The sequence below is a fragment of the Gilliamella sp. B3817 genome (genome assembly GCF_026536705.1).
GTDB lineage: Bacteria > Pseudomonadota > Gammaproteobacteria > Enterobacterales > Orbaceae > Gilliamella > Gilliamella apicola_I.
This window is the reverse complement of record NZ_JAFNNV010000006.1, coordinates 13,713-33,023: the sequence shown is the minus strand read 5'-3', so window position 1 is coordinate 33,023 and position 19,311 is coordinate 13,713. Positions and strand designations below refer to the sequence as shown.

Below are 19,311 nucleotides of genomic sequence, written 5' to 3'. Positions count from 1 at the left end.
GAAAAAAATCGTTCGATCACTGAGCGCTTATATCGAGACAAGAAATTAGGGGGATTTTACATCGCCCCCCTATTTAGAATTCACGTAATAGTAAATATCACCTTATTAACAAACTTTAATTTTTATTCTTTTAAGTGAATCAAGATTTTTCAACTATAACTTAACTATATAACGCTTTATAAAATCGCTGACATCTAACCCTTTTGCAAATGCTTGGATATCTTGGCTTAGCGCTATTGCAGTTGGTTGATCATCAATAGCGTTTACGAGTTTTGCTGTCATTTCATTTTGGCTGTATGGATTCTTTGGTGATCCTTTGGGAAGGTCGATGCGTTGGCTGATTTTTTGACCGTTATTAAGTAATATCTCAACCACCACATAACGACCGTTATAAGCTTGAGGATGTGGTGCAAGGGTGATGTGATAACTGCGTTGCATTTTTTGCATCAGTTGTTGAATGTTGTCAGCGATTGACGTTGCCGAAAATGCTTTAAAATCAGTGGGTAAACCTAATAAAATTAAGGCCAAAATATATTCAGCTGAAAAGCGCCCTTGCTCAGCAAGGGTTGGCTGTTGATAAATTAATGCAGCATCACTCTTAGGTGGCGCAAAGTAAAGGGTAATGTTAGCCACATTCTCAACACGAAATTGCGGATGTTGAGAAAGTAATTGTCCGGCATCCGCAATATAGGCTCCAGCGGAACAAAAACTATAAGTTTTAAACCACAATCCAGGGTCAATTATCTTCCAAGGCTTTGCCCAACTGGTTAAATTCAACGCCGTATTCCCTTGTCCATACATGGCGAGAAATCCTAAATTTTCATCTAAAAAATTTTGATCTGCTTGTAGTCCTGCTCTTAACCAATCAACAGTTTGGATGGCATGTTGCGCAGCCAGTCCTGCATGTAAAAATTTTATGGGTGTGCCCATTAACAAGCGCATACCCGAAGCTTGGGTTGCTGCAAGTGCTAATGCTTGCGATAAAAAAGGTTCATTATACAAATAACAAATTGCAGCTGTGGCTGCTATGCCACCAAGCGTAATAGTGGCATGCCATCCTTTTTCATAATGTTGTGGATTGACGCTTTTACCCAGCAACGCCATGACTTCTATACCAATAACATAAGCCGTTAAAAACCGCCGTCCATTTATCTTGAATGGTGAATGATCTAATCGAATACTGGCAAACAGTGCCGATAAAATCACCGCTGAAGGATGGCCTCGTATATCTGAATGAACATCATCATAATCTAAACAGTGAGCTTGAAAACCATTGAATAATGCAGTTTGACGTGGTGTGGCTAACTTTTTTTGACCAATAAGCCAAGACCGCTCATGCCCGCCTTCTTCTTTTATCCAAGCGAGTAATCTTTGAACATTCATATCCTGACGAGCTTGTAAACAACATGCAAAATAATCGACGATGCCATTCATCGCATTATTAATAACGCAGGAATCATTAAGAACAGGGGTATTTTTAATTAACAAGCATAATTGTTGGTTTAAGTTCATCATATATTCACTCATCAAACTATCATAAATAGACTTGACCAAAATAGCGTAAAATCAGCGTTAAGTTAAAGATTATCTAGTTATATTTTAATAACTAAACTTAATACTATTGCATCAAGCAGTCGTCTTTTTCCCTTCATATAACTATTTTTGACTCATCATTAGTATGCTAATATAGATGACAAATGATTAACCTAAAATTTCACTTATCTAATTATGTCAACTTGTTATATCGCGTTAGGAAGTAACCTTGACGATCCTTTTGCTCAAGCAAATCGAGCAATAGCCGCTTTAACTCAATTGCCTCATACTCAGCTGATTAAAGTCTCGCCTTTTTACCGCAGTAAACCTTTAGGGCCACAAGATCAAAATGATTATCTCAATGCAGTGATTAAGTTAATAACCAGCCTTTCACCAATTGAATTATTAGATGCCTTACAATCGATTGAAAAATCACAAGGGCGAGTTCGCAAAGATAATCGTTGGGGGGCAAGAACTTTAGATTTGGATATTCTTTTATATGATGATTTGATTATCAATAGTGAACGATTAACCATACCGCATTACCACATGAAAAACCGAGAGTTTGTCCTTTATCCACTCTTTGATATTGAGCCAGAACTCGTCTTTCCCAATAATGACAAATTGTCAGATCTTGTTGCTAAGTGTCCTAAAAATGACATGAAACAGTGGGTAGCATAATTATATACATTAATACATATAGTTATGTTAATTTGCTCTAATTATGTAAAAAAAATCATAAAAAAATTTTGCCAATGGCTAATTTATTGCTATAGTTTAGCGCTTGCAAATAATCTGTACTTAAGGGGATTGCTGTGAAAAAGGAACAAAAAGTTAATACATCTTCTCTTAGCCTGCTTTCAATTGCTGGGCTTGAGCCTTATAAAGAGGCGAAAGGCGAGGAGTATATGAACCCTAAGCAATTGAAACATTTCAAACTTATCTTAGAAGCATGGCTTGCGCAATTACAAGGCGAAATGGGCAAAACAGTCTCGCACATGCAAGATGAGGCTGCAAATTTTCCAGATCCAGCTGACCGAGCAACTCAAGAAGAGGAGTTCAGTCTAGAGTTAAGAGCACGCGATAGAGAACGTAAACTGATCAAAAAAATTGAAAAGACATTAAAGAAAATTGAAACTGATGATTTTGGTTTTTGTGAATCTTGTGGCGTTGAGATTGGTATTCGTCGTCTTGAAGCTAGACCTACGGCGGATCTATGTATCGATTGTAAAACGTTAGCGGAACTTCGCGAAAAACAAATGGGAATGTAATTTTAATTACTTTCCTCAAACATTACACTACCAGATAAGCCCATGTGCTATATTGGTCGTTTTGCTCCCTCACCATCCGGACCATTACATTTTGGTTCGTTGGTGACGGCTCTCGGTAGCTATTTACAAGCTAAAGCTTATCAAGGTAAATGGTTAGTCCGTATTGAAGATATCGATCCACCACGCGAAGTCAAAGGCGCTTCCTCACTCATTTTAAAAACATTAGAAATATTCAATCTGTTTTGGGATGATGATGTTCTATACCAATCAACATGTAGTGAGCGTTATCAATCGGTATTGCAATCATTACTATCCAAACAGCAAGCCTACTATTGCGACTGTTCGAGACAACGAATCCATCATCTTACCAATCATATTTATGATGGCTTTTGCCGTCAGCGAAATTTAACCCCGAACCACCAGCAGCATTTAGCCATTCGGTTAAAGCAAACCCATCCAATCTTTGAATTTGAAGATAACATTCTTGGATTACAAACAGTTGAACTAGCCAGTGCGCAAGAAGATTTTATTATTCACCGAAAAGATGGACTATTTGCTTATAATTTGGTCGTCGTTCTGGATGATCATCAGCAAGGCATTACCGAAATAGTTCGTGGTGCTGATTTGCTACCGGTTACCGCAAAACAGATATCACTTTATCAACAGTTAGGCTTTACCGTTCCAACCTATTGCCATTTACCACTGGTCTTAGATCATAATGGTAATAAACTGTCGAAACAAAATCATGCTAAACCAATCGAATTGGATAATCCAACCTCACTAACCATTCAAGCTCTGCAATTTTTAGGGCAACAGATACCACAAGATTGGCAAGATGCAACCCAACAACAATTATTAGATTGGGCAATAGCACATTGGCAGCTTTCAACTATCCCGAAACAAAATGCAGTATTAACCACCAATGTAAGATAAGTTAGGCATCATACCCACTTGATTATCGTGTAATCGATGTTTTTCTGGTTTGACTACCAATGAGGCAAGAATGCGTGATTTAAGTTGTGCTTTTTGGTCTGCACTGACCAGTAAATCACGTAAATCAATCGCCGAATCTCCAAACAGACAATAGTGTAACTGCCCAATTGATGACACTCGCAATCGATTGCAACTTTTACAAAAATCTTTTGAATATGGCATGATAAGACCGATTTTGCCTTGATAATCATCATGCGCATAAACTTTTGCCGGCCCTGATAGAGCTTGCTTCGGTTGTAACTGCCAACCTTGCTCAATTAATTGACGTTCAATTGATTGACCAGCTAAGTGATAACGATGAAATAAATTACGGCTTTCATTGGTTTCCATAAGCTCGATAAAACGCAACTCAACCGGTCTGTATTTAATCCAAGATAAATAGTCTGATAAATGGCTATTGAGATCTTTCATTAAAACAGTATTAATCTTCACTTTCGGTATGCCAATTTCTAACGTTTTTTCAATGCCAGCAATCAGCTCTTTCAGCTTATCTTGACCTGTGATTAGTTTGAATATATGGGGGGAAAAACTATCTATACTAATGTTGATTGAATTTAGACCGGCTTGATGCCAATGGTTGATATTTTTTAATAACCGTGTGCCATTGGTCGTGATAGCAAGCTCACGAATACTGGGATAAGCCGAAATAACCGACAAAATTTCGGTAAAATCTCGACGCAATGTCGGCTCCCCGCCCGTAAGTCGAATTTTATGAACACCAAGTTCAGCAAATGTTGACACAATATTATCAATTTCATTAAGCGATAAAAAATGGTGAAGCTTATTTGGATGATAACCATTGGGTAAACAATACTGACATTTAAAATTACATAGTTCGGTAATCGACAAACGCAGATATTGAAATCGACGCTGATAATTATCCACTAATTGCATATAAAAAAACACCTTATCCAAATCGGGAAGCATAGCCATTTCTGCGCTATACCGCGGCTAATTCACCATATGAAACAGGCCAAGGCAACACTTAGGTAAAAAAGCTTCAGAGTTTGGTTTAGTCTAACATAGACAATATTTTTTGACTATAATCAATTAATCAATTCGAACATTCTGAATAAAATTCTAAGGTTAAGTTGATTCATCACTGTTTTCACCATTCTCAACTATTTAGAATAACAATTACTGCTTTCTCAACGATTATTCGCTTTAAATTAATCATTTAGCACAACAATATTAATTGATTTATTCACATTCAAATAAAGTCAGAGGTATATTAATATCAAATAAATTTAATTATGATAAATCAATCCTTTTGCTGTATTTCAATTATTCAATAGGATAATTACGATAAAATTGAAAAAAGTTCATTTTATAAACTTTACTTATTCAATCTGTTTGAGTATATAATAACTCCTTTGTCGATAAAACCGTCAAATGGAGGTTGTGATGATTACCACCCATATAAGTCCATTAGGATCTATGGATTTACTCGCTCAAGCTGAAGTGGATATTCTAAAGAGATCAGCAAATAGTGAATTATATCAATTATTTCGAAATTGCTCATTGGCAACACTGAATGCGGGTAGTAAAACCGATAATACGAAAGAGCTATTAGATAGGTTTCAATCGTTCGAAATTAATGTGATTAGTAAAGAACGAGGCGTTAAGCTAGAGCTCATCGATGCGCCGGAAAATGCTTTTGTGGATAAACGCATTATCCGTTCAATTCAAGCTAACCTTTTTGCGGTGTTGCGCGATATTCTTTTTTTAAATAGTCAAATCAGTGCTGTTAAGCAATTAGTGTCGAATGTCAACCTTGATAAAGATCATTCCTATTATATTACTAATTTGGTTTTTTCGATTTTACGTAATGCTAATGCGCTACATGTCGGCGAAGAGCCTAATCTTGTGGTTTGCTGGGGTGGTCACTCAATTAATGAAAACGAATATTATTATGCCCGTCAAGTCGGCATGCAGTTAGGGCTACGTGAGCTTAATATCTGCACTGGCTGTGGCCCCGGCATTATGGAAGCTCCCATGAAAGGCGCCGCTGTTGGTCATGCTCAGCAACGCTATAAAGATAGCCGTTTTATTGGGATGACTGAACCTTCAATTATTGCCGCTGAACCACCTAATGCCTTGGTCAATGAGCTTATCATCATGCCAGATATTGAAAAACGGCTTGAAGCTTTTGTCCGTATGGCACACGGTATTATTATCTTCCCTGGTGGTCCGGGTACTGCTGAGGAACTGCTCTATATTTTAGGCATTATGTTAAACCCAGCAAATAAAGATCAGACATTGCCACTTATCTTAACTGGCCCTAAAGAATGCGAAGGCTATTTTGCTGCCATTGATGACTTTATTCGCCAAACCTTAGGCGAAGAAGCCACCAAGCTTTATCAAATTATTATTGATTCTCCAGAACAAGTTGCACGTATTATGAAAAAAGGGGTTAAACATGTAAAATCCTCACGCTTAAAAACAGGTGATGCTTACGGTTTTAACTGGCTCCTTAAAATTGATGGTTCGTTACAACAACCTTTTGAACCCATTCATGAAAATATGGCTTCATTGAATTTACACAAAGATCAGCCTGTGGAATTATTAGCCGCTGATTTACGTCGTGCATTTTCGGGAATTGTTGCCGGTAATGTGAAGGAGTTTGGTATGAAACAAATTGCTGAACGAGGCCCTTATAAGTTACAAGGCGATAAGGAAATAATGAAACAGTTGGATGATTTATTACGTAGCTTTGTTAAACAAGATCGGATGAAATTACCGGGTGGAACGGCTTATCAACCTTGTTATGAGATCTGTTATTAACACATCATCTAAAATAGCTTGTTTAACTGTTATTTTGCCGGTATTTTTTATCGGCAAAATAACAGACGCATCAACCAATTAGCTATAAATCATTCAAAATATCTAAAGCTTCAGAAACTTTTTTGACACCAAAAACTTGCATATTTTCAGGTCTCTTTTTCGGCATATTGGCAATCGGTACTATCGCTTTTTTAAAGCCATGTTTTGCCGCTTCAGAAATCCTCTCTTGACCACTTGGCACAGGGCGAATCTCGCCACCTAAGCCAATCTCGCCAAAAATAACCACATCTTGTGGCAGTGGACGATTTCGAAAACTTGATACTAAGGCGGCAATCAATGCTAAATCGGCACTGGTTTCAGTAACTTTTACACCTCCGACGACATTAACGAAAATGTCTTGGTCAGCCATTTGTAATCCACCATGCCGATGCAAGACAGCCAGTAAAAGGGCTAATCGATTCTGATCAAGCCCAACTGTTACGCGTCTTGGATTCCCATACATTGAATGGTCTACCAGCGCTTGAATCTCAACCAATAATGGACGTGTCCCTTCCCATAACACCATCACCGAGCTACCGGGTAGCATTTCATCCCCACGACTTAAAAAAATCGCTGATGGATTACTGACTTCTTTCAATCCTTGCTCGGTCATGGCAAAAACACCTAATTCATTCACTGCACCAAACCGGTTTTTATGGCTACGCAATGTCCTAAATCTGGAATCCGCATCACCATCTAATAAAATTGAACAATCGATGCAGTGTTCAAGGACTTTAGGACCGGCAAGTGACCCATCTTTAGTAACATGTCCAACCATAATAATGGCTATGCCTTTGGTTTTAGCAAAACGAGTTAAATAAGCAGCGGTTTCCCGCACTTGAGCAACACTTCCTGGCGATGATTGAATATCAGCAAGATGCATAACTTGAATGGAATCAATAACCATGAGTTTAGGTTGTGATTGTTCAGCCAGCAAACAGATCTGCTCAATACTGGTTTCTGACAGCATATTAATATTATCGGTTGGTAGTCCTAAGCGATGAGCACGCATAGCCACTTGCTGTAAGGACTCTTCACCCGTTACATAAAGGGTGTTCATTTGCGTTGAAAGCTTACTCATGGTTTGTAATAACAGGGTACTTTTACCGGCACCTGGATTACCCCCAATGAGAATTGCACTACCAGGGACAACACCGCCCCCTAACACTCGGTCAAATTCGGAAAAGCCGGTAGAAAATCTAGGCAACGCTTCTAAACTGATTTCAGACAGTTTTTGAATTTTTGCCTGTCCAACGCCACTACCTGCATAACCGGTTAACCGATCATTGCGTGATGATGCACTTGCCAGCCTAACTTCGGTAATGGTATTCCAAGCATGACATGCACTACATTGACCTTGCCAACGAGGATAATCTGCACCACAATCATTACAAACAAAAGCACGTTTAACGGTTTTTGCCAACTTAATCTCCTAACCTTCACTTAATAAACTGGTCGATAAGATACACCATAATCCAGTTAAATCTGCATAATTAATGCTAATTCGTGCCTTTTCAACCACTTTAGGTTTACCATGATAAGCCACGCCAAGACCTGCAATTCGAATCATCATTAAATCATTCGCACCATCGCCAATAGCAACCGTTTGTTCAATGGGTATATCTAACGATGCAGCTAAATTCTGTAATGTTCGAGCTTTAAATTTGGCATCGACTATTTGACCCGTTACTTTACCGGTTAATTTATCATTTTTGATTTCTAACTCATTTGCATACGCATCGACCAATTTTAATTTTTGTTTTAAATGGTCGGCAAAATAGGTAAATCCTCCTGATGCGATAGCGACATACCAATTTCTTTTTTGTAATTCTTTAACTAGATAAGTCAGTCCCGATGTCAAAGGTAAGCCATTTTTTACTTGCTGTAAGAGTTCTTGAGGAGCTCCTTTCAAGGTTGCAACTCGCTTACGTAAGCTGGTCGCAAAGTCTAACTCGCCCCGCATAGCTTGCTCGGTGACAGCCGCTACCTGATGTCCAACACCATATAATTTGGCAAGTTCATCGATGCATTCAATTTTAATCGCCGTGGAATCCATATCCATAACAAGCAAACCTGGTGAGTGTAAGGTTGGTAAATTATCAATAGGTGATACATCAATGCCTAATGCTAGGGAAATAGATTTTGCCTTTTTAGGCATAACGCCAGCAATACGGACAATTTGGTAAGTTTTAATTTTCCAAGAAGAAACTATCACCATTGGCATCGCCAACTGATTTTGGAATTTTGACAGTATCGTTTTATTTAATTTTTTACCATAGATGATCCAACCTGTTTTACCTGCATTATAGTCAAGCGGAACCACTTCACAACCATTCAAAGATAATGGTAAACCTTGCCAGTTTTGAATATTTTCGGGGAGATCACTATAGGTGAGAGTATAAGCCATTACAAATATCTTTATAACACAAAATAAACCGAGAATTTACCACATCTACTAAAAATTGTCCAAGCGACCAATAATTAACCTATAATTTAGTTTATACTAGTATTATTTTTATACTAGTATATAGTTTATACAATTGAGTAACGTGCATTTTTTACATAAAAGGAAAGGAAATTACTATGACATTAATGATTTTAGGCCATCCCAATATGGCGCAATCCATTGCTAACAAAACAATTATTGAGACATTACAGCAAACTGTTACCGATCTTGAAATCCGAAATATACATCAACTTTACCCTAATTATCAAATCGATGTAGAACAAGAACAAGCCGCATTATTGAGACATGATCTTATTATTCTTCAATATCCTATGTATTGGTTTAATATGCCAGCTATATTAAAGTTATGGTTTGATGAAGTGTTGACTTACCAATTTGCTTATGGCTCACAAGGTGATAAATTAAAAGGTAAAAAGTTATTGCAGAGTTTAACAATAGGGCAAAAAAGTTACCAAGAATACGGTGAAAATTTAATTGACCACTTTCTTGAATCAGTAAAATTTTCGTCTCTGTATATACAAATGGAATATCTTCCACCAGCATTATTATATGGTGTATCGCCATTTGATGATAAAACAGAAATAAGAACCAAAGCCTTAAAACATGGACAGGAATTAGCTGAATTGATAAAAAGTTACTGCTAATGACAAAATGTGATGATATAGCGTGAGGCAGACATCATCACATTAAACGTTCTGTTAGCTATGTTTGGTTAAAACCGCATAAAAAAACCCATCACCGCCGTTGTCGGTAGGTAAAAACTGTTTAACCTCGCCTTGCAATTTTGCATCACTATTTTCATGTAAAAAACGCTCAATTTGCAATCTATTCTCTTCTGGAAGAATTGAACAAGTCGCATAGACTAAAGTACCACCTGTTTTTAAATAAGGCCAAATATTCGTTAAGATCGCATGTTGTAACTCAGTGAGTTGGGCTATATCACTATCACGACGTAACCATTTTATATCTGGATGACGCCGAATAACGCCCGTAGCTGAACATGGGGCATCAAGTAAAATCCGGTCAAATTGACGCCCTGCGCACCATTTTTCTGGCGTTAATCCATCACCAACTTTCACTTCGGCACATTGTTTTAAACGCGTTAAATTGTCATTAATCCGTTTAGCACGACTCGCATCAACATCAACCGCTAATACTTGAGCATTTGGGGCGACTTCTAAAATATGTGTAGTTTTACCACCAGGTGCTGCACACATATCTAAAATTTGCTCGCCATTTTGCGGGGCAAGTAGATAAGCCGCATATTGTGCAGACAAGTCTTGTACGGTCACCACACCTTCAGAAAAATAAGGCAATTTGGTCACATTAACAGGTTGTAATAATCTAATGGCGGAAGGTATAACTGTACAAGCTTGTGACTCAATACCTGCTTCGGTAAGCAGTTGTTGGTACTCACTCACTGAATAGTGATTAAGATTCACTCGCAACCACATCGGAGGTTTTTGATTATTAGCCGCTACAATTGCTTGCCACTGCTGTGGATAGGCTTGCTTAAGACGCGTTAGTAACCACGTCGGATGGAGAGTTCGGGCTGTATCTTGTTTACTGTCTTGCGAAAATTTGTTTGTCAAAACAGCTTGTTGACGTAAAAATTCCCGCAACACACCATTAATTAATCCTTTGAGAGCGATTTTTTTTAATTCCTTAACCGCGTTAACTGTTTCTCCTACTGCTGCATGCTCCGGAATACGGGTATAGAGAACTTGGTAAACACCCACTAACAATAAATAGTGTAAAACTCTATTTTTACCAGTAAGCACTTTGTTCATCAAGCTATGAATATAGAAATTCAGTTCAGGTAATACCCGCATTACCCCGAAACAGATTTCTTGAACTAACGCTTTATCTTTATCGGCAATTTTAGGATTTAAAGTCATCAATGCAGAACTAAGCGATTGCCCTTCTTCCAACACATTAAAAATAGCCTGAGCACAAACCGCTCGGATATTTTGATATAACTTGTTATTCATAAGCAATGACAGCCTTTATTAATGTTATTACAGAATTAACGATCCAACCCAACCCGCAATAAATAAAGGGATATTAAAATGGGTGAATGTTGGAATAACACTATCACGAATATGATCATGCTGACCATCACTATTAAGCCCAGCCGACGTTGCTAAAATGGTGTCAGAAGGTGGAGAACCAGCATCACCAATCGCTCCAGAAGCACCAATTAAACAGACTGTTGCAATAGGTGAAAAGCCAAGTTGAATACAAAGTGGGACATAGATTGCCGCAATAATAGGCACCGTCGAGAATGACGAACCGATACCTAACGTGATCACCAATCCGACTAACATCATCATAAATGAAGCAATAACTTTATTACCCGCGAATAAAGCAGCACTGTTAATCACTAACGGTTCAATATCATTTGTTTGTTTTAGCACTTCGGCAAAGCCTTGGGCAGAAATCATAACAAAACCAATCATGGCCATCATTTTAATGCCATCGGTAAAAACGCCGTCTGCTTCACCCCATTTAATGGTTCCCGAAACAATAAAGCAAATAAAACCAATTAGCGCCCCTAAAATCATTGAACCTGTATAAAGTTGGATAGCAAAAGAGAGAACAATCGCCAATAAAGACACAATAAGTGAACGCTTATTTACACTATTTACCGTTTCTAAATTCGTCTCTTCACGAATAATTTTATATTCTCTTGGTTTACGGTAACTGACAAAAATTGCCCAAAGTAGCCCAACAAACATCCCTAGCGCTGGTATCGCCATAGCATGCATTACATTCACATGACTAACATCCATGCCGGATGCAGTGATATTTTTTAATAAAATTTGATTTAAAAAGATATTACCAAAACCAACCGGTAAGAACATATAAGGTGTAATGAGTCCAAATGTCATTATACAGGCAATCATTCGTCTATCTAACTGTAATCGAGACATCACATATAATAGTGGTGGGATTAACAGTGGAATAAAAGCAATATGGATAGGTATGATATTTTGTGAAGAAATACTCACCAACGCAATAATAATAATTAATAACCATTTTATGCGTTTTTTAGCACTGCTCGTTGTCAGCTGTTTAACCGCTTTATCCGCTAGTAATTCAGGCAATCCCGATTTTGAAATTGCAACCGCAAAAGCACCAAGCATAGCATAAGAAAGAGCGATATTTGCACCATTGCTAATACCTGTATTGAATGCATCAATTGTTTGTTTTAACGTTAAATGGCTAAATAAACCACCAACAAAGGCACCAATAATTAAGCTAATTACCACATGAACACGGCAAAGAGATAAAATTAACATACAAATTACCGCAATAACCACAGCGTTTATTGACGATAAAAGCTCAAAAACTGTATTCATAGATATATTCTCTTAAATAAACAAAGTTAATTATTTTAGTGGATGACTATAGAAAGTGCAATTGATAGTAAATGCTGACTTTTAACCATGATTATTCTAAAAATAGTTGACGTCTAAATGGATTTTAAGTGACAGATTAAAATAAAAAGCAAAATCAACACATTGCTCAATAAACTCCCCATATTTTTTATAACTGTCTGATTAATTTTTTATTGATAAAGATCTCATTTTGATAAAAATCCTTTTTTTATCCTTGCTAATTACAGAATAAATGGCTATTTTAAATAATAGATATTTTTAATAGAAATCATTATATTTATAGAAATATAATAATGAATCATAATGTGGCTTATTTAAAAATTACACTAATTTTATGCTTTAGATGAATTAAATTTTTAATTAAGGAGAAAGATATGTCTAACCGTCCAATTGGATTGGCAGCGTTAACTGTCTTAGATGTTTCACCTGCTAACCAAGTCCTCGTTGCAGCAGAAGCGGGTTATACTCATGTCGGTTTGAGGCTTATACCGGCTACGCCAACTGAACCGGTATATGCGACCGTCGGCGATACGCCATTGGTTCGAGAAATTGAACGCCGTTTAAAAGAGACAGGAATTAAGGTATTAGATATAGAAATCTTCCGTTTAAAACCCGATACCCGTGTCATTAACTTTTTACCCGTACTGGAAACGGGCGCAAGATTAGGTGCCAGTCAGGTACTTTTGGCGGGTAACGATCCCGATCAAAATCGACTAGCCGATAATTTTGCCCAGCTTTGTGACATTGCCGCTCCCCTTGGCATTGCCATCAATATCGAACCGATGCCATGGACAAACATACCTGGCGTCAATGCCGGTGTTGAACTGCTAAAAAAAGCGAATCAAAACAATCAAGGTATGATAATTGATCCCCTGCATTTTGATCGAGGTCCAAATACCCTTGACGATTTGAAAAAAGTACCTAAAGATTGTTGGCGTTATATGCAACTGTGTGATGGTACTAAAGAAAAACCTCAAGACACAGAAGGACTACTTTATCAAGCCCGTAATTATCGTTTATCGCCGGGGCGTGGTGGTATTGACCTTATATCTTTGTTGAAAGCTTTACCTGAAATGCCGATTTCAATTGAATGTTGTAATGACGAATTAGCTTTATCTAAATCCCCAATTGAACGCGCTAAAATGTATATTGAAGATACACGTGCATTATTAAAACGTGTTGCTGAACAATCTTAATTGTTAACGCTTTATTGAAAAAAAGCGTGTAGTGGAGAATTTTTAATGAGAAATAATATTGACGGCCATTATTTATTGATTGGTTTAATGGCTTATCCAATACGTCACAGTTTATCACCGCAAATGCAAAACACTATTTATTCAAAACTAAATATCCCTTATGTTTATTTGGCTTTTGAAGTTGATCAAGAAAAATTACCCGATGCAATAAAAGGTCTTCGTGCCTTAGGTTTGCGAGGTAGTGCGGTATCGATGCCCAATAAACAATTGGTTTGCCAATATCTTGATAAGTTAACACCTGCGGTTGAAATGAGTGGGGCTTGCAATACAATTTCGAATGATAACGGCATATTAACCGGTTATAACACCGACGGCATTGGCTATATGCGCATGTTGAAAGAAGCAGGCATTGATGTCATAGGTAAAAAAATGACGATTCTTGGCGCAGGCGGTGCAGCAACAGCTATTGTAGTACAAGCTGCGCTTGATGGTGTGAAAGAGATCGCCATCTTCAATCAGAAAGATGACTGCTATGCAAAAATTGAAGCAATTGCAAAAAAATTAAATGAAAACACACCATGTAAAGTCAGTGTGACCGACCTTGCAGATAAAGAGCAACTCCGTCAAGCCATTGCCACCAGTGAAGTACTTTGTAACGCTACAGGTGTTGGAATGAAACCATTAGAAGGGCAAAGTTTAATTACTGATCCAACGATGTTAAGACCGGATCTTGTCGTAACAGACTGTATTTATAGCCCACGTAAGACCAAATTGCTTGAAATCGCCGAACAGCAAGGTTGTAAAACTTTAAATGGGATTGGCATGATGCTTTGGCAAGGTGCAGCGCAAATCAAAATTTGGACGGGTGAAGATGCACCTATTGAGTATGTAAAAGAAAAAATGGGATTTAATGATTAGTCGATAAGTAATCTTTTTACCTAATAATCAAATTAAAAATGAGTTAGCAGATTATTTTATGTTATTGTCTGATTTGAATCACACAATATAAGATTAATCATTATAAATATAATCTTTTACCAACAGGATATAAAATGAAAACAGTTACAACCAAAAATCTAGTTATAGGATCGGGTGCGCCGAAAATTATTGTCCCAATTGTTGGGAAAACTGAAACCGAACTACTTGATGAAGTCACATTTTTACAATCGATAGATTTTGACGTTTTGGAGTGGCGAGTAGATCACTTCACCCAAGTTGATAATATTGATACTGTGAAAACTGTTGCTAAAAAAATTGCAACCTTATTACCGAGCAAACCTATTTTATTTACCTTTCGTACCGCTAATGAAGGTGGAGTAAAACCGTGGCCACTAACCGATTATCTTGAATTAAACAAAGAAATAGCTAAGAGTGGACTGGTCGATCTGGTCGATGTTGAAGTCTTTATCGGCGATCAATACGTAAAAGAAATTATTAATGTAGCGCATCAACATAATGTATTGGTTGTCACATCTAACCATGACTTTGAAAAAACACCTGCGAAAAACGATATCATTTCTCGATTACGTAAAATGCAAGATTTAGGTGCTGATATTCCCAAAATTGCGGTTATGCCACAGACCACAGATGACGTCCTTACCTTATTAGCGGCAACCACAGAAATGAATGAAAAATATGCAACCAGACCCATCATTACCATGTCAATGGCAGGGCTGGGGGCAATTAGCCGAGTGGCAGGAACAACATTTGGTTCAGCAATGACATTTGGAGCAGCTAAAAATGCCTCAGCACCGGGGCAATTAGATGTCAAACAGTTACGTTATATTTTAGATGTGTTGTATCAAAGTAAACAGTAGGTTAAATAATTTGGTACTTACTTTGACATTAAGATTTAATCAAACAGAAAGATATGCGAAGAAAGTATAAATAAAAGTTATCAAGTTGAACAATAGGAGTTTTTATGAGCCAAAGTTGGTTAGGATTAGAAAATGATGTTTGTGTCATCACAGGTGCAATTGGTGGCATGGGCTCCGAAATTTGCCGTGAATTTGCCAAACAAAAAGCGAATCTCGTACTTATCGATTTAGATGAAACAAAATGTCAACAACTCGCTAAATCGTTAAGTAATGAATATGGTATAAAAGCAATCGGTCTTGCCTGTAATACCACTAACGAAGCACAAGTAGATGCAGCGGTCGCAAAAGTAAAACAAGAATTTGGACGTTGTGATGTACTGGTTAATACTGCAGCAATTTTACGTTTTTGTCCGATTGAAGACCTTCCTCTTGATGAATGGAATACTACCGTTAATATTAACCTAACAGGATATTTCCTTATGTCTCAACGTTTTGGACGTTTAATGATTGAGCAAAAATCAGGTCGTATGGTGCATATCTCAACGGTGGCGTCGCACACGCCTGAAACTTACAGTGGTGCTTATAGTTCAACCAAAGCTGGGGTTTCGATGATGTCTAAACAATTTGCTGCTGAATGGGGACAATTTGGTATTCGCAGTAATGCAGTCTGTCCATGTTTTGTCAAAACACCTTTATCAAAAAAATTCTATGAAGATAAAGAAGTTGAACAAGGTCGTACCCGTATGATAGCCAGCCGTCGTATTGGTGAAACCATCGATATTGCTAATGCTGTTTTATATTTGGCAAGTAAACGTTCTGATTATTCAAATGGTACTGAGCTTGTAGTTGATGGTGGTTACGAAGTGATGCTTGGAGATTTAGTCCCTCGTCCGGGTGGTCGTCGCCAATTTGCAGAACAACAACATGCGGCTTCGAAAGCATCGAACAAATAAAAAATATCAGTCAATTAGGCTTATAGCTCACGACCGTGATCATGGTGGTTAATTGGCTTTTTAGGATTTGAAAACCACAATCAAAATAGAGAATAACCATAAGGAATATCGATGTGTGAGCTAAATATTATTGCAATACATGAGGTAAAACCAGAGTGGGTAAACGAATATCAACAAGCTGCCCTAAAAGTGCGGAATGAAAGCAGAAAAGAAGCTGGTTGCATTCGTTATGAACTCAGTCTGGATACCAATAACCAACATATTTTTATTTTCTCAGAAATATGGGCAAACCAAGCTGCCATTGAGTTTCATAATACGACTGCTCATTTTATGGAATTTAAACAATTCTTAGAGAATAAATTAGTCGATAGAAAATGGTATAAAACGAAAAAATTCTAATTAAATAGATAACGAATTCTCGTAATGGCTCGCGCTTAGCATAACGCGAGCCATTCTAGTTTTCATCTATTTATAGATAAAATGAATAAATTAAACTTGATCTATAAAATATAAGCATAAGTTAGCAATGGATTTATTATTAACTTTAACACGTTTAGAAGACTATTTTGCAATGTTTGATAGAGAAATTATTTAAATAAAAAGGAGACAAATATGCCCAATTTTTCAGCTATATTTGAACCGTTTGTAATTAATAAAACAACTATACGCAACAGAATTGTCATGCCACCGATAGGGACTAACTTTGCCACATTACATGGCGAAATGGTGGATGACCATATTCAATACTATGAACAACGAGCAAAAGGCGGAACTGGGCTTATTATCCTTGAAAACGTATGCGTTGATTTTCCTTATGGTACTAACGGTACCACACAACTGAGAATCGACAACGATCAATACATTCCCGGATTGTATAAATTTACCGAACGTATGCACAAGCATGGGGCATCGGTCGCAGTACAAATTAATCATGCAGGCGCATCCGCTTACCCCGGTCGCTTAAATGGCTTGCAACCCATTTCTTCATCCAATATACCGTCTAAAACAGGTGGCAATATTCCCAGACCAGCAACGATTGAAGAGCTTCATGATATTGTTAAACAATATGGACTAGCAGCTCACAGAGCCCAAAGAGCCGGTTTTGATGCTGTTGAAATTCATGCCGGACACTCGTATTTGCTGAGTCAATTTTTATCACCGCTGTATAACAACCGTACAGATGAATTTGGAGGCAGTATCGAAAACCGAGCACGATTAATTCGTCTGGTTATTGATGAAATGCGTAGCAAAGTCGGCCCTTTCTTTCCAATCCTTTTACGGATTAGTGCGGTCGATTTTGTAGATGGAGGAAATACTTTAGACGATACCTTAGCTATTTTAGAACACCTGAGTGAGGGTGTGGATGTTTTTGATGTATCTGCCGCCCAAAATGATACTATCCAATTTCAGATTGATCAGATGAATCTCCCAGACGGTTGGCGTTCTTACATGGCAAAAGCTGTGCGAGATAAATTTAATAAACCGACCATTGCGTCTGGTAACTTTCGAGACCCATCAATCATCGCCAAAACAATTGAAGAAGGGATTGCTGATTTTGTCGTTTTAGGACGAGGGCTAATTGCCGAACCTTATTGGGTTGAAAAAGTACAAAATAACGAAATCGACACATTAAGAAAATGTATTTCATGTAATATTGGTTGTGCAGATCATCGTATTGCGAGATCTAAACCAATTCGCTGTACAGTTAATCCGGATATTATCAGTTATGAAGACTATAAACGCTATCAGATCTCAACCCCGCTTAATGTTGTTGTAGTGGGAGGCGGAACGGCTGGACTTGAAGCCGCATGCACAGCAGCAGAAGTCGGATGTAATGTTACATTATATGAAGAAAAGCCTTTTTTGGGTGGTCTGTCAATGATGATTTCTCGATTTCCATACAAACAACGTATCGCCGATTTGCCTAAATTTCTTATCAACCGTGCCAAAAGTTTAAAAAATCTCACAATCAATCTTAATACACGAGCAACGCCTGAAATAATCGAAAAATTACAACCCGATTTAGTGATTAGTGCAACCGGTTCAAAACCTTTATTACCCCCTATTAAAGGATTACACGATCAGCTTAGTGCACCAAACAGACAAGTATTTTCGATTTTTGACATCATGGAAGACTTCAATCAATTTACCGATATTGCCAATAAAAAAGTGGTTGTCATCGGTGGGGGAGCTGTCGGGCTGGATGTCGTTGAATATTTTTCTGAAAACAACGCCAAGGCGGTTTCCATTGTTGAAATGAAGCCTGCTATGGCTGAAGATTTGGATTATATTGGTCGTATTTCTATGATGACCATGCTCAAACATAATCAGGTTGATGTTCATCTTTCTACAACTTTACTGGAAGTCGCTGAAAATCACTTTTTAGTTAAAGATAAAGATGATCACCAATTTAAATTAGAATTCGATTATGGTTTTGTCTGTTTAGGAATGCTAAGTGAAAACACCTTTAGCCAAGCTTTTTCTGAACATGCAGCTAAAAATAACTTTGTTTATCATAAAATTGGCGATTGTAAACAAGCTCGTAAACTTATCGATGGCATGCGTGAAGGACGAGATGTTATTACCCTGATCCAACGATTGGAGAGGATAAAAAACAAAGAGATTCGTGGAGTTGATATCAATAAACCTTTATAATGCTTTCAACTATCGTTATAAATAGAGTTATTTAACTCAAACTATATCGACGAAAGATTGTGCAAATTAGCTAACGTTTAAATGATAACAAGTATATACTTAGTGTTTTCTCTCTTATTTAAACAATAAGAGAGATTCACTATTATGATTTAAATACTAATTTCTGTATTAGCTTGATTAAGTATATTTCATTATTTAAGCC

The 19,311-nt window shown here is 37.4% G+C and carries 17 protein-coding genes and 1 riboswitch; of the genes, 11 read left to right on the top strand and 6 right to left on the bottom strand.

All coding sequences use genetic code 11. From position 1 onward, the window contains the following. Positions 1 to 153: 153 nt before the first annotated feature. Positions 154 to 1,515: an MmgE/PrpD family protein gene (locus tag J3U36_RS08215; RefSeq protein WP_267378983.1), complete on the bottom strand. Its 1,362-nt coding sequence runs from the start codon at positions 1,513 to 1,515 to the stop codon at positions 154 to 156. Positions 1,516 to 1,728: 213 nt separating this feature from the next. Here J3U36_RS08215 and folK point away from each other — a divergent pair, with 213 nt between their 5' ends. From folK to gluQRS, 3 genes are all read left to right on the top strand, one after another. Further along, positions 1,729 to 2,214, top strand: coding sequence for a 2-amino-4-hydroxy-6-hydroxymethyldihydropteridine diphosphokinase (folK, locus tag J3U36_RS08210; protein ID WP_267378980.1), 486 nt, complete (start codon positions 1,729 to 1,731; stop codon positions 2,212 to 2,214). A 134-nt stretch (positions 2,215 to 2,348) separates the two neighbouring features. Beyond that, positions 2,349 to 2,804: an RNA polymerase-binding protein DksA gene (gene dksA / locus J3U36_RS08205; RefSeq protein ID WP_065559802.1), complete on the top strand. Its 456-nt coding sequence runs from the start codon at positions 2,349 to 2,351 to the stop codon at positions 2,802 to 2,804. A gap of 42 nt (positions 2,805 to 2,846) precedes the next feature. After that, positions 2,847 to 3,737, top strand: a complete 891-nt coding sequence (gluQRS, locus tag J3U36_RS08200) for a tRNA glutamyl-Q(34) synthetase GluQRS (RefSeq protein WP_267378977.1) — start codon at positions 2,847 to 2,849, stop codon at positions 3,735 to 3,737. Here the strand turns inward: gluQRS and moaA are convergent. Next, positions 3,717 to 4,691, bottom strand: a complete 975-nt coding sequence (moaA, locus tag J3U36_RS08195; RefSeq protein ID WP_267378974.1) for a GTP 3',8-cyclase MoaA — start codon at positions 4,689 to 4,691, stop codon at positions 3,717 to 3,719. The two genes, gluQRS and moaA, sit on opposite strands and share 21 nt — an antisense overlap. After that, a riboswitch (molybdenum cofactor riboswitch) is annotated at positions 4,685 to 4,814 on the bottom strand. (Overlaps the previous gene by 7 nt.) Positions 4,815 to 5,204: 390 nt before the next feature. Between moaA and ppnN the strand changes: the two genes are divergently transcribed. Then, entirely contained in the window at positions 5,205 to 6,581 is a 1,377-nt protein-coding gene (ppnN, locus tag J3U36_RS08190) for a nucleotide 5'-monophosphate nucleosidase PpnN (protein ID WP_267379013.1), read from the top strand. 82 nt (positions 6,582 to 6,663) lie between these two features. On the opposite strand, the gene radA is transcribed toward ppnN, so the two are convergent. Then, positions 6,664 to 8,043 carry a DNA repair protein RadA gene (radA, locus tag J3U36_RS08185; RefSeq protein ID WP_267349586.1) on the bottom strand — a complete coding sequence of 460 codons (1,380 nt, stop codon included), beginning with the start codon at positions 8,041 to 8,043 and terminating at the stop codon, positions 6,664 to 6,666. A gap of 9 nt (positions 8,044 to 8,052) precedes the next feature. Next, the gene (serB, locus tag J3U36_RS08180; RefSeq protein ID WP_267349584.1) at positions 8,053 to 9,027 is read right to left on the bottom strand and encodes a phosphoserine phosphatase; all 975 of its coding nucleotides are present in this window, start codon (positions 9,025 to 9,027) and stop codon (positions 8,053 to 8,055) included. A gap of 176 nt (positions 9,028 to 9,203) precedes the next feature. Between serB and J3U36_RS08175 the strand changes: the two genes are divergently transcribed. Then, a complete protein-coding gene (locus J3U36_RS08175; RefSeq protein ID WP_220216027.1) occupies positions 9,204 to 9,731 on the top strand; it encodes an NAD(P)H-dependent oxidoreductase in 528 nt (175 codons plus the stop codon). A 54-nt stretch (positions 9,732 to 9,785) separates the two neighbouring features. Here J3U36_RS08175 and rsmB read toward each other — a convergent pair whose 3' ends face one another. After that, entirely contained in the window at positions 9,786 to 11,078 is a 1,293-nt protein-coding gene (gene rsmB / locus J3U36_RS08170) for a 16S rRNA (cytosine(967)-C(5))-methyltransferase RsmB (protein WP_267378971.1), read from the bottom strand. Between the two features lie 27 nt (positions 11,079 to 11,105). Then, positions 11,106 to 12,449, bottom strand: coding sequence for a Na+/H+ antiporter family protein (locus tag J3U36_RS08165; protein WP_220216029.1), 1,344 nt, complete (start codon positions 12,447 to 12,449; stop codon positions 11,106 to 11,108). Between the two features lie 413 nt (positions 12,450 to 12,862). Here J3U36_RS08165 and J3U36_RS08160 point away from each other — a divergent pair, with 413 nt between their 5' ends. The 6 genes from J3U36_RS08160 (at position 12,863) to J3U36_RS08135 (ending at position 19,109) form a co-directional block, all read left to right on the top strand. After that, a complete protein-coding gene (locus J3U36_RS08160; RefSeq protein WP_267378968.1) occupies positions 12,863 to 13,684 on the top strand; it encodes a sugar phosphate isomerase/epimerase family protein in 822 nt (273 codons plus the stop codon). Between the two features lie 45 nt (positions 13,685 to 13,729). Beyond that, the gene (locus J3U36_RS08155; protein WP_220216031.1) at positions 13,730 to 14,602 is read left to right on the top strand and encodes a shikimate dehydrogenase; all 873 of its coding nucleotides are present in this window, start codon (positions 13,730 to 13,732) and stop codon (positions 14,600 to 14,602) included. A gap of 134 nt (positions 14,603 to 14,736) precedes the next feature. Next, positions 14,737 to 15,501: a type I 3-dehydroquinate dehydratase gene (aroD, locus tag J3U36_RS08150; RefSeq protein WP_267378965.1), complete on the top strand. Its 765-nt coding sequence runs from the start codon at positions 14,737 to 14,739 to the stop codon at positions 15,499 to 15,501. A gap of 104 nt (positions 15,502 to 15,605) precedes the next feature. Beyond that, entirely contained in the window at positions 15,606 to 16,454 is an 849-nt protein-coding gene (locus J3U36_RS08145) for an SDR family NAD(P)-dependent oxidoreductase (protein ID WP_220216033.1), read from the top strand. Positions 16,455 to 16,565: 111 nt separating this feature from the next. Then, positions 16,566 to 16,853 (top strand): putative quinol monooxygenase, encoded by a 288-nt coding sequence (locus J3U36_RS08140; RefSeq protein WP_267378962.1) that lies wholly within the window; start codon positions 16,566 to 16,568, stop codon positions 16,851 to 16,853. A 213-nt stretch (positions 16,854 to 17,066) separates the two neighbouring features. Beyond that, positions 17,067 to 19,109 carry an FAD-dependent oxidoreductase gene (locus J3U36_RS08135; protein WP_267378960.1) on the top strand — a complete coding sequence of 681 codons (2,043 nt, stop codon included), beginning with the start codon at positions 17,067 to 17,069 and terminating at the stop codon, positions 19,107 to 19,109. Positions 19,110 to 19,311 lie beyond the last annotated feature (202 nt).

Excerpts from the sequence above, each read along its gene's own strand:
- J3U36_RS08175 (WP_220216027.1), top strand. The coding sequence starts at position 9,204 with ATGACATTAATGATTTTAGGCCATCCCAATATGGCGCAATCCATTGCT.
- serB (WP_267349584.1), bottom strand. The coding sequence starts at position 9,027 with ATGGCTTATACTCTCACCTATAGTGATCTCCCCGAAAATATTCAAAAC.
- J3U36_RS08165 (WP_220216029.1), bottom strand. The coding sequence starts at position 12,449 with ATGAATACAGTTTTTGAGCTTTTATCGTCAATAAACGCTGTGGTTATT.
- J3U36_RS08215 (WP_267378983.1), bottom strand. The coding sequence starts at position 1,515 with ATGATGAACTTAAACCAACAATTATGCTTGTTAATTAAAAATACCCCT.
- J3U36_RS08135 (WP_267378960.1), top strand. The coding sequence starts at position 17,067 with ATGCCCAATTTTTCAGCTATATTTGAACCGTTTGTAATTAATAAAACA.
- J3U36_RS08140 (WP_267378962.1), top strand. The coding sequence starts at position 16,566 with ATGTGTGAGCTAAATATTATTGCAATACATGAGGTAAAACCAGAGTGG.
- moaA (WP_267378974.1), bottom strand. The coding sequence starts at position 4,691 with ATGCAATTAGTGGATAATTATCAGCGTCGATTTCAATATCTGCGTTTG.
- J3U36_RS08160 (WP_267378968.1), top strand. The coding sequence starts at position 12,863 with ATGTCTAACCGTCCAATTGGATTGGCAGCGTTAACTGTCTTAGATGTT.
- rsmB (WP_267378971.1), bottom strand. The coding sequence starts at position 11,078 with ATGAATAACAAGTTATATCAAAATATCCGAGCGGTTTGTGCTCAGGCT.
- aroD (WP_267378965.1), top strand. The coding sequence starts at position 14,737 with ATGAAAACAGTTACAACCAAAAATCTAGTTATAGGATCGGGTGCGCCG.
- gluQRS (WP_267378977.1), top strand. The coding sequence starts at position 2,847 with ATGTGCTATATTGGTCGTTTTGCTCCCTCACCATCCGGACCATTACAT.
- folK (WP_267378980.1), top strand. The coding sequence starts at position 1,729 with ATGTCAACTTGTTATATCGCGTTAGGAAGTAACCTTGACGATCCTTTT.
- J3U36_RS08155 (WP_220216031.1), top strand. The coding sequence starts at position 13,730 with ATGAGAAATAATATTGACGGCCATTATTTATTGATTGGTTTAATGGCT.
- J3U36_RS08145 (WP_220216033.1), top strand. The coding sequence starts at position 15,606 with ATGAGCCAAAGTTGGTTAGGATTAGAAAATGATGTTTGTGTCATCACA.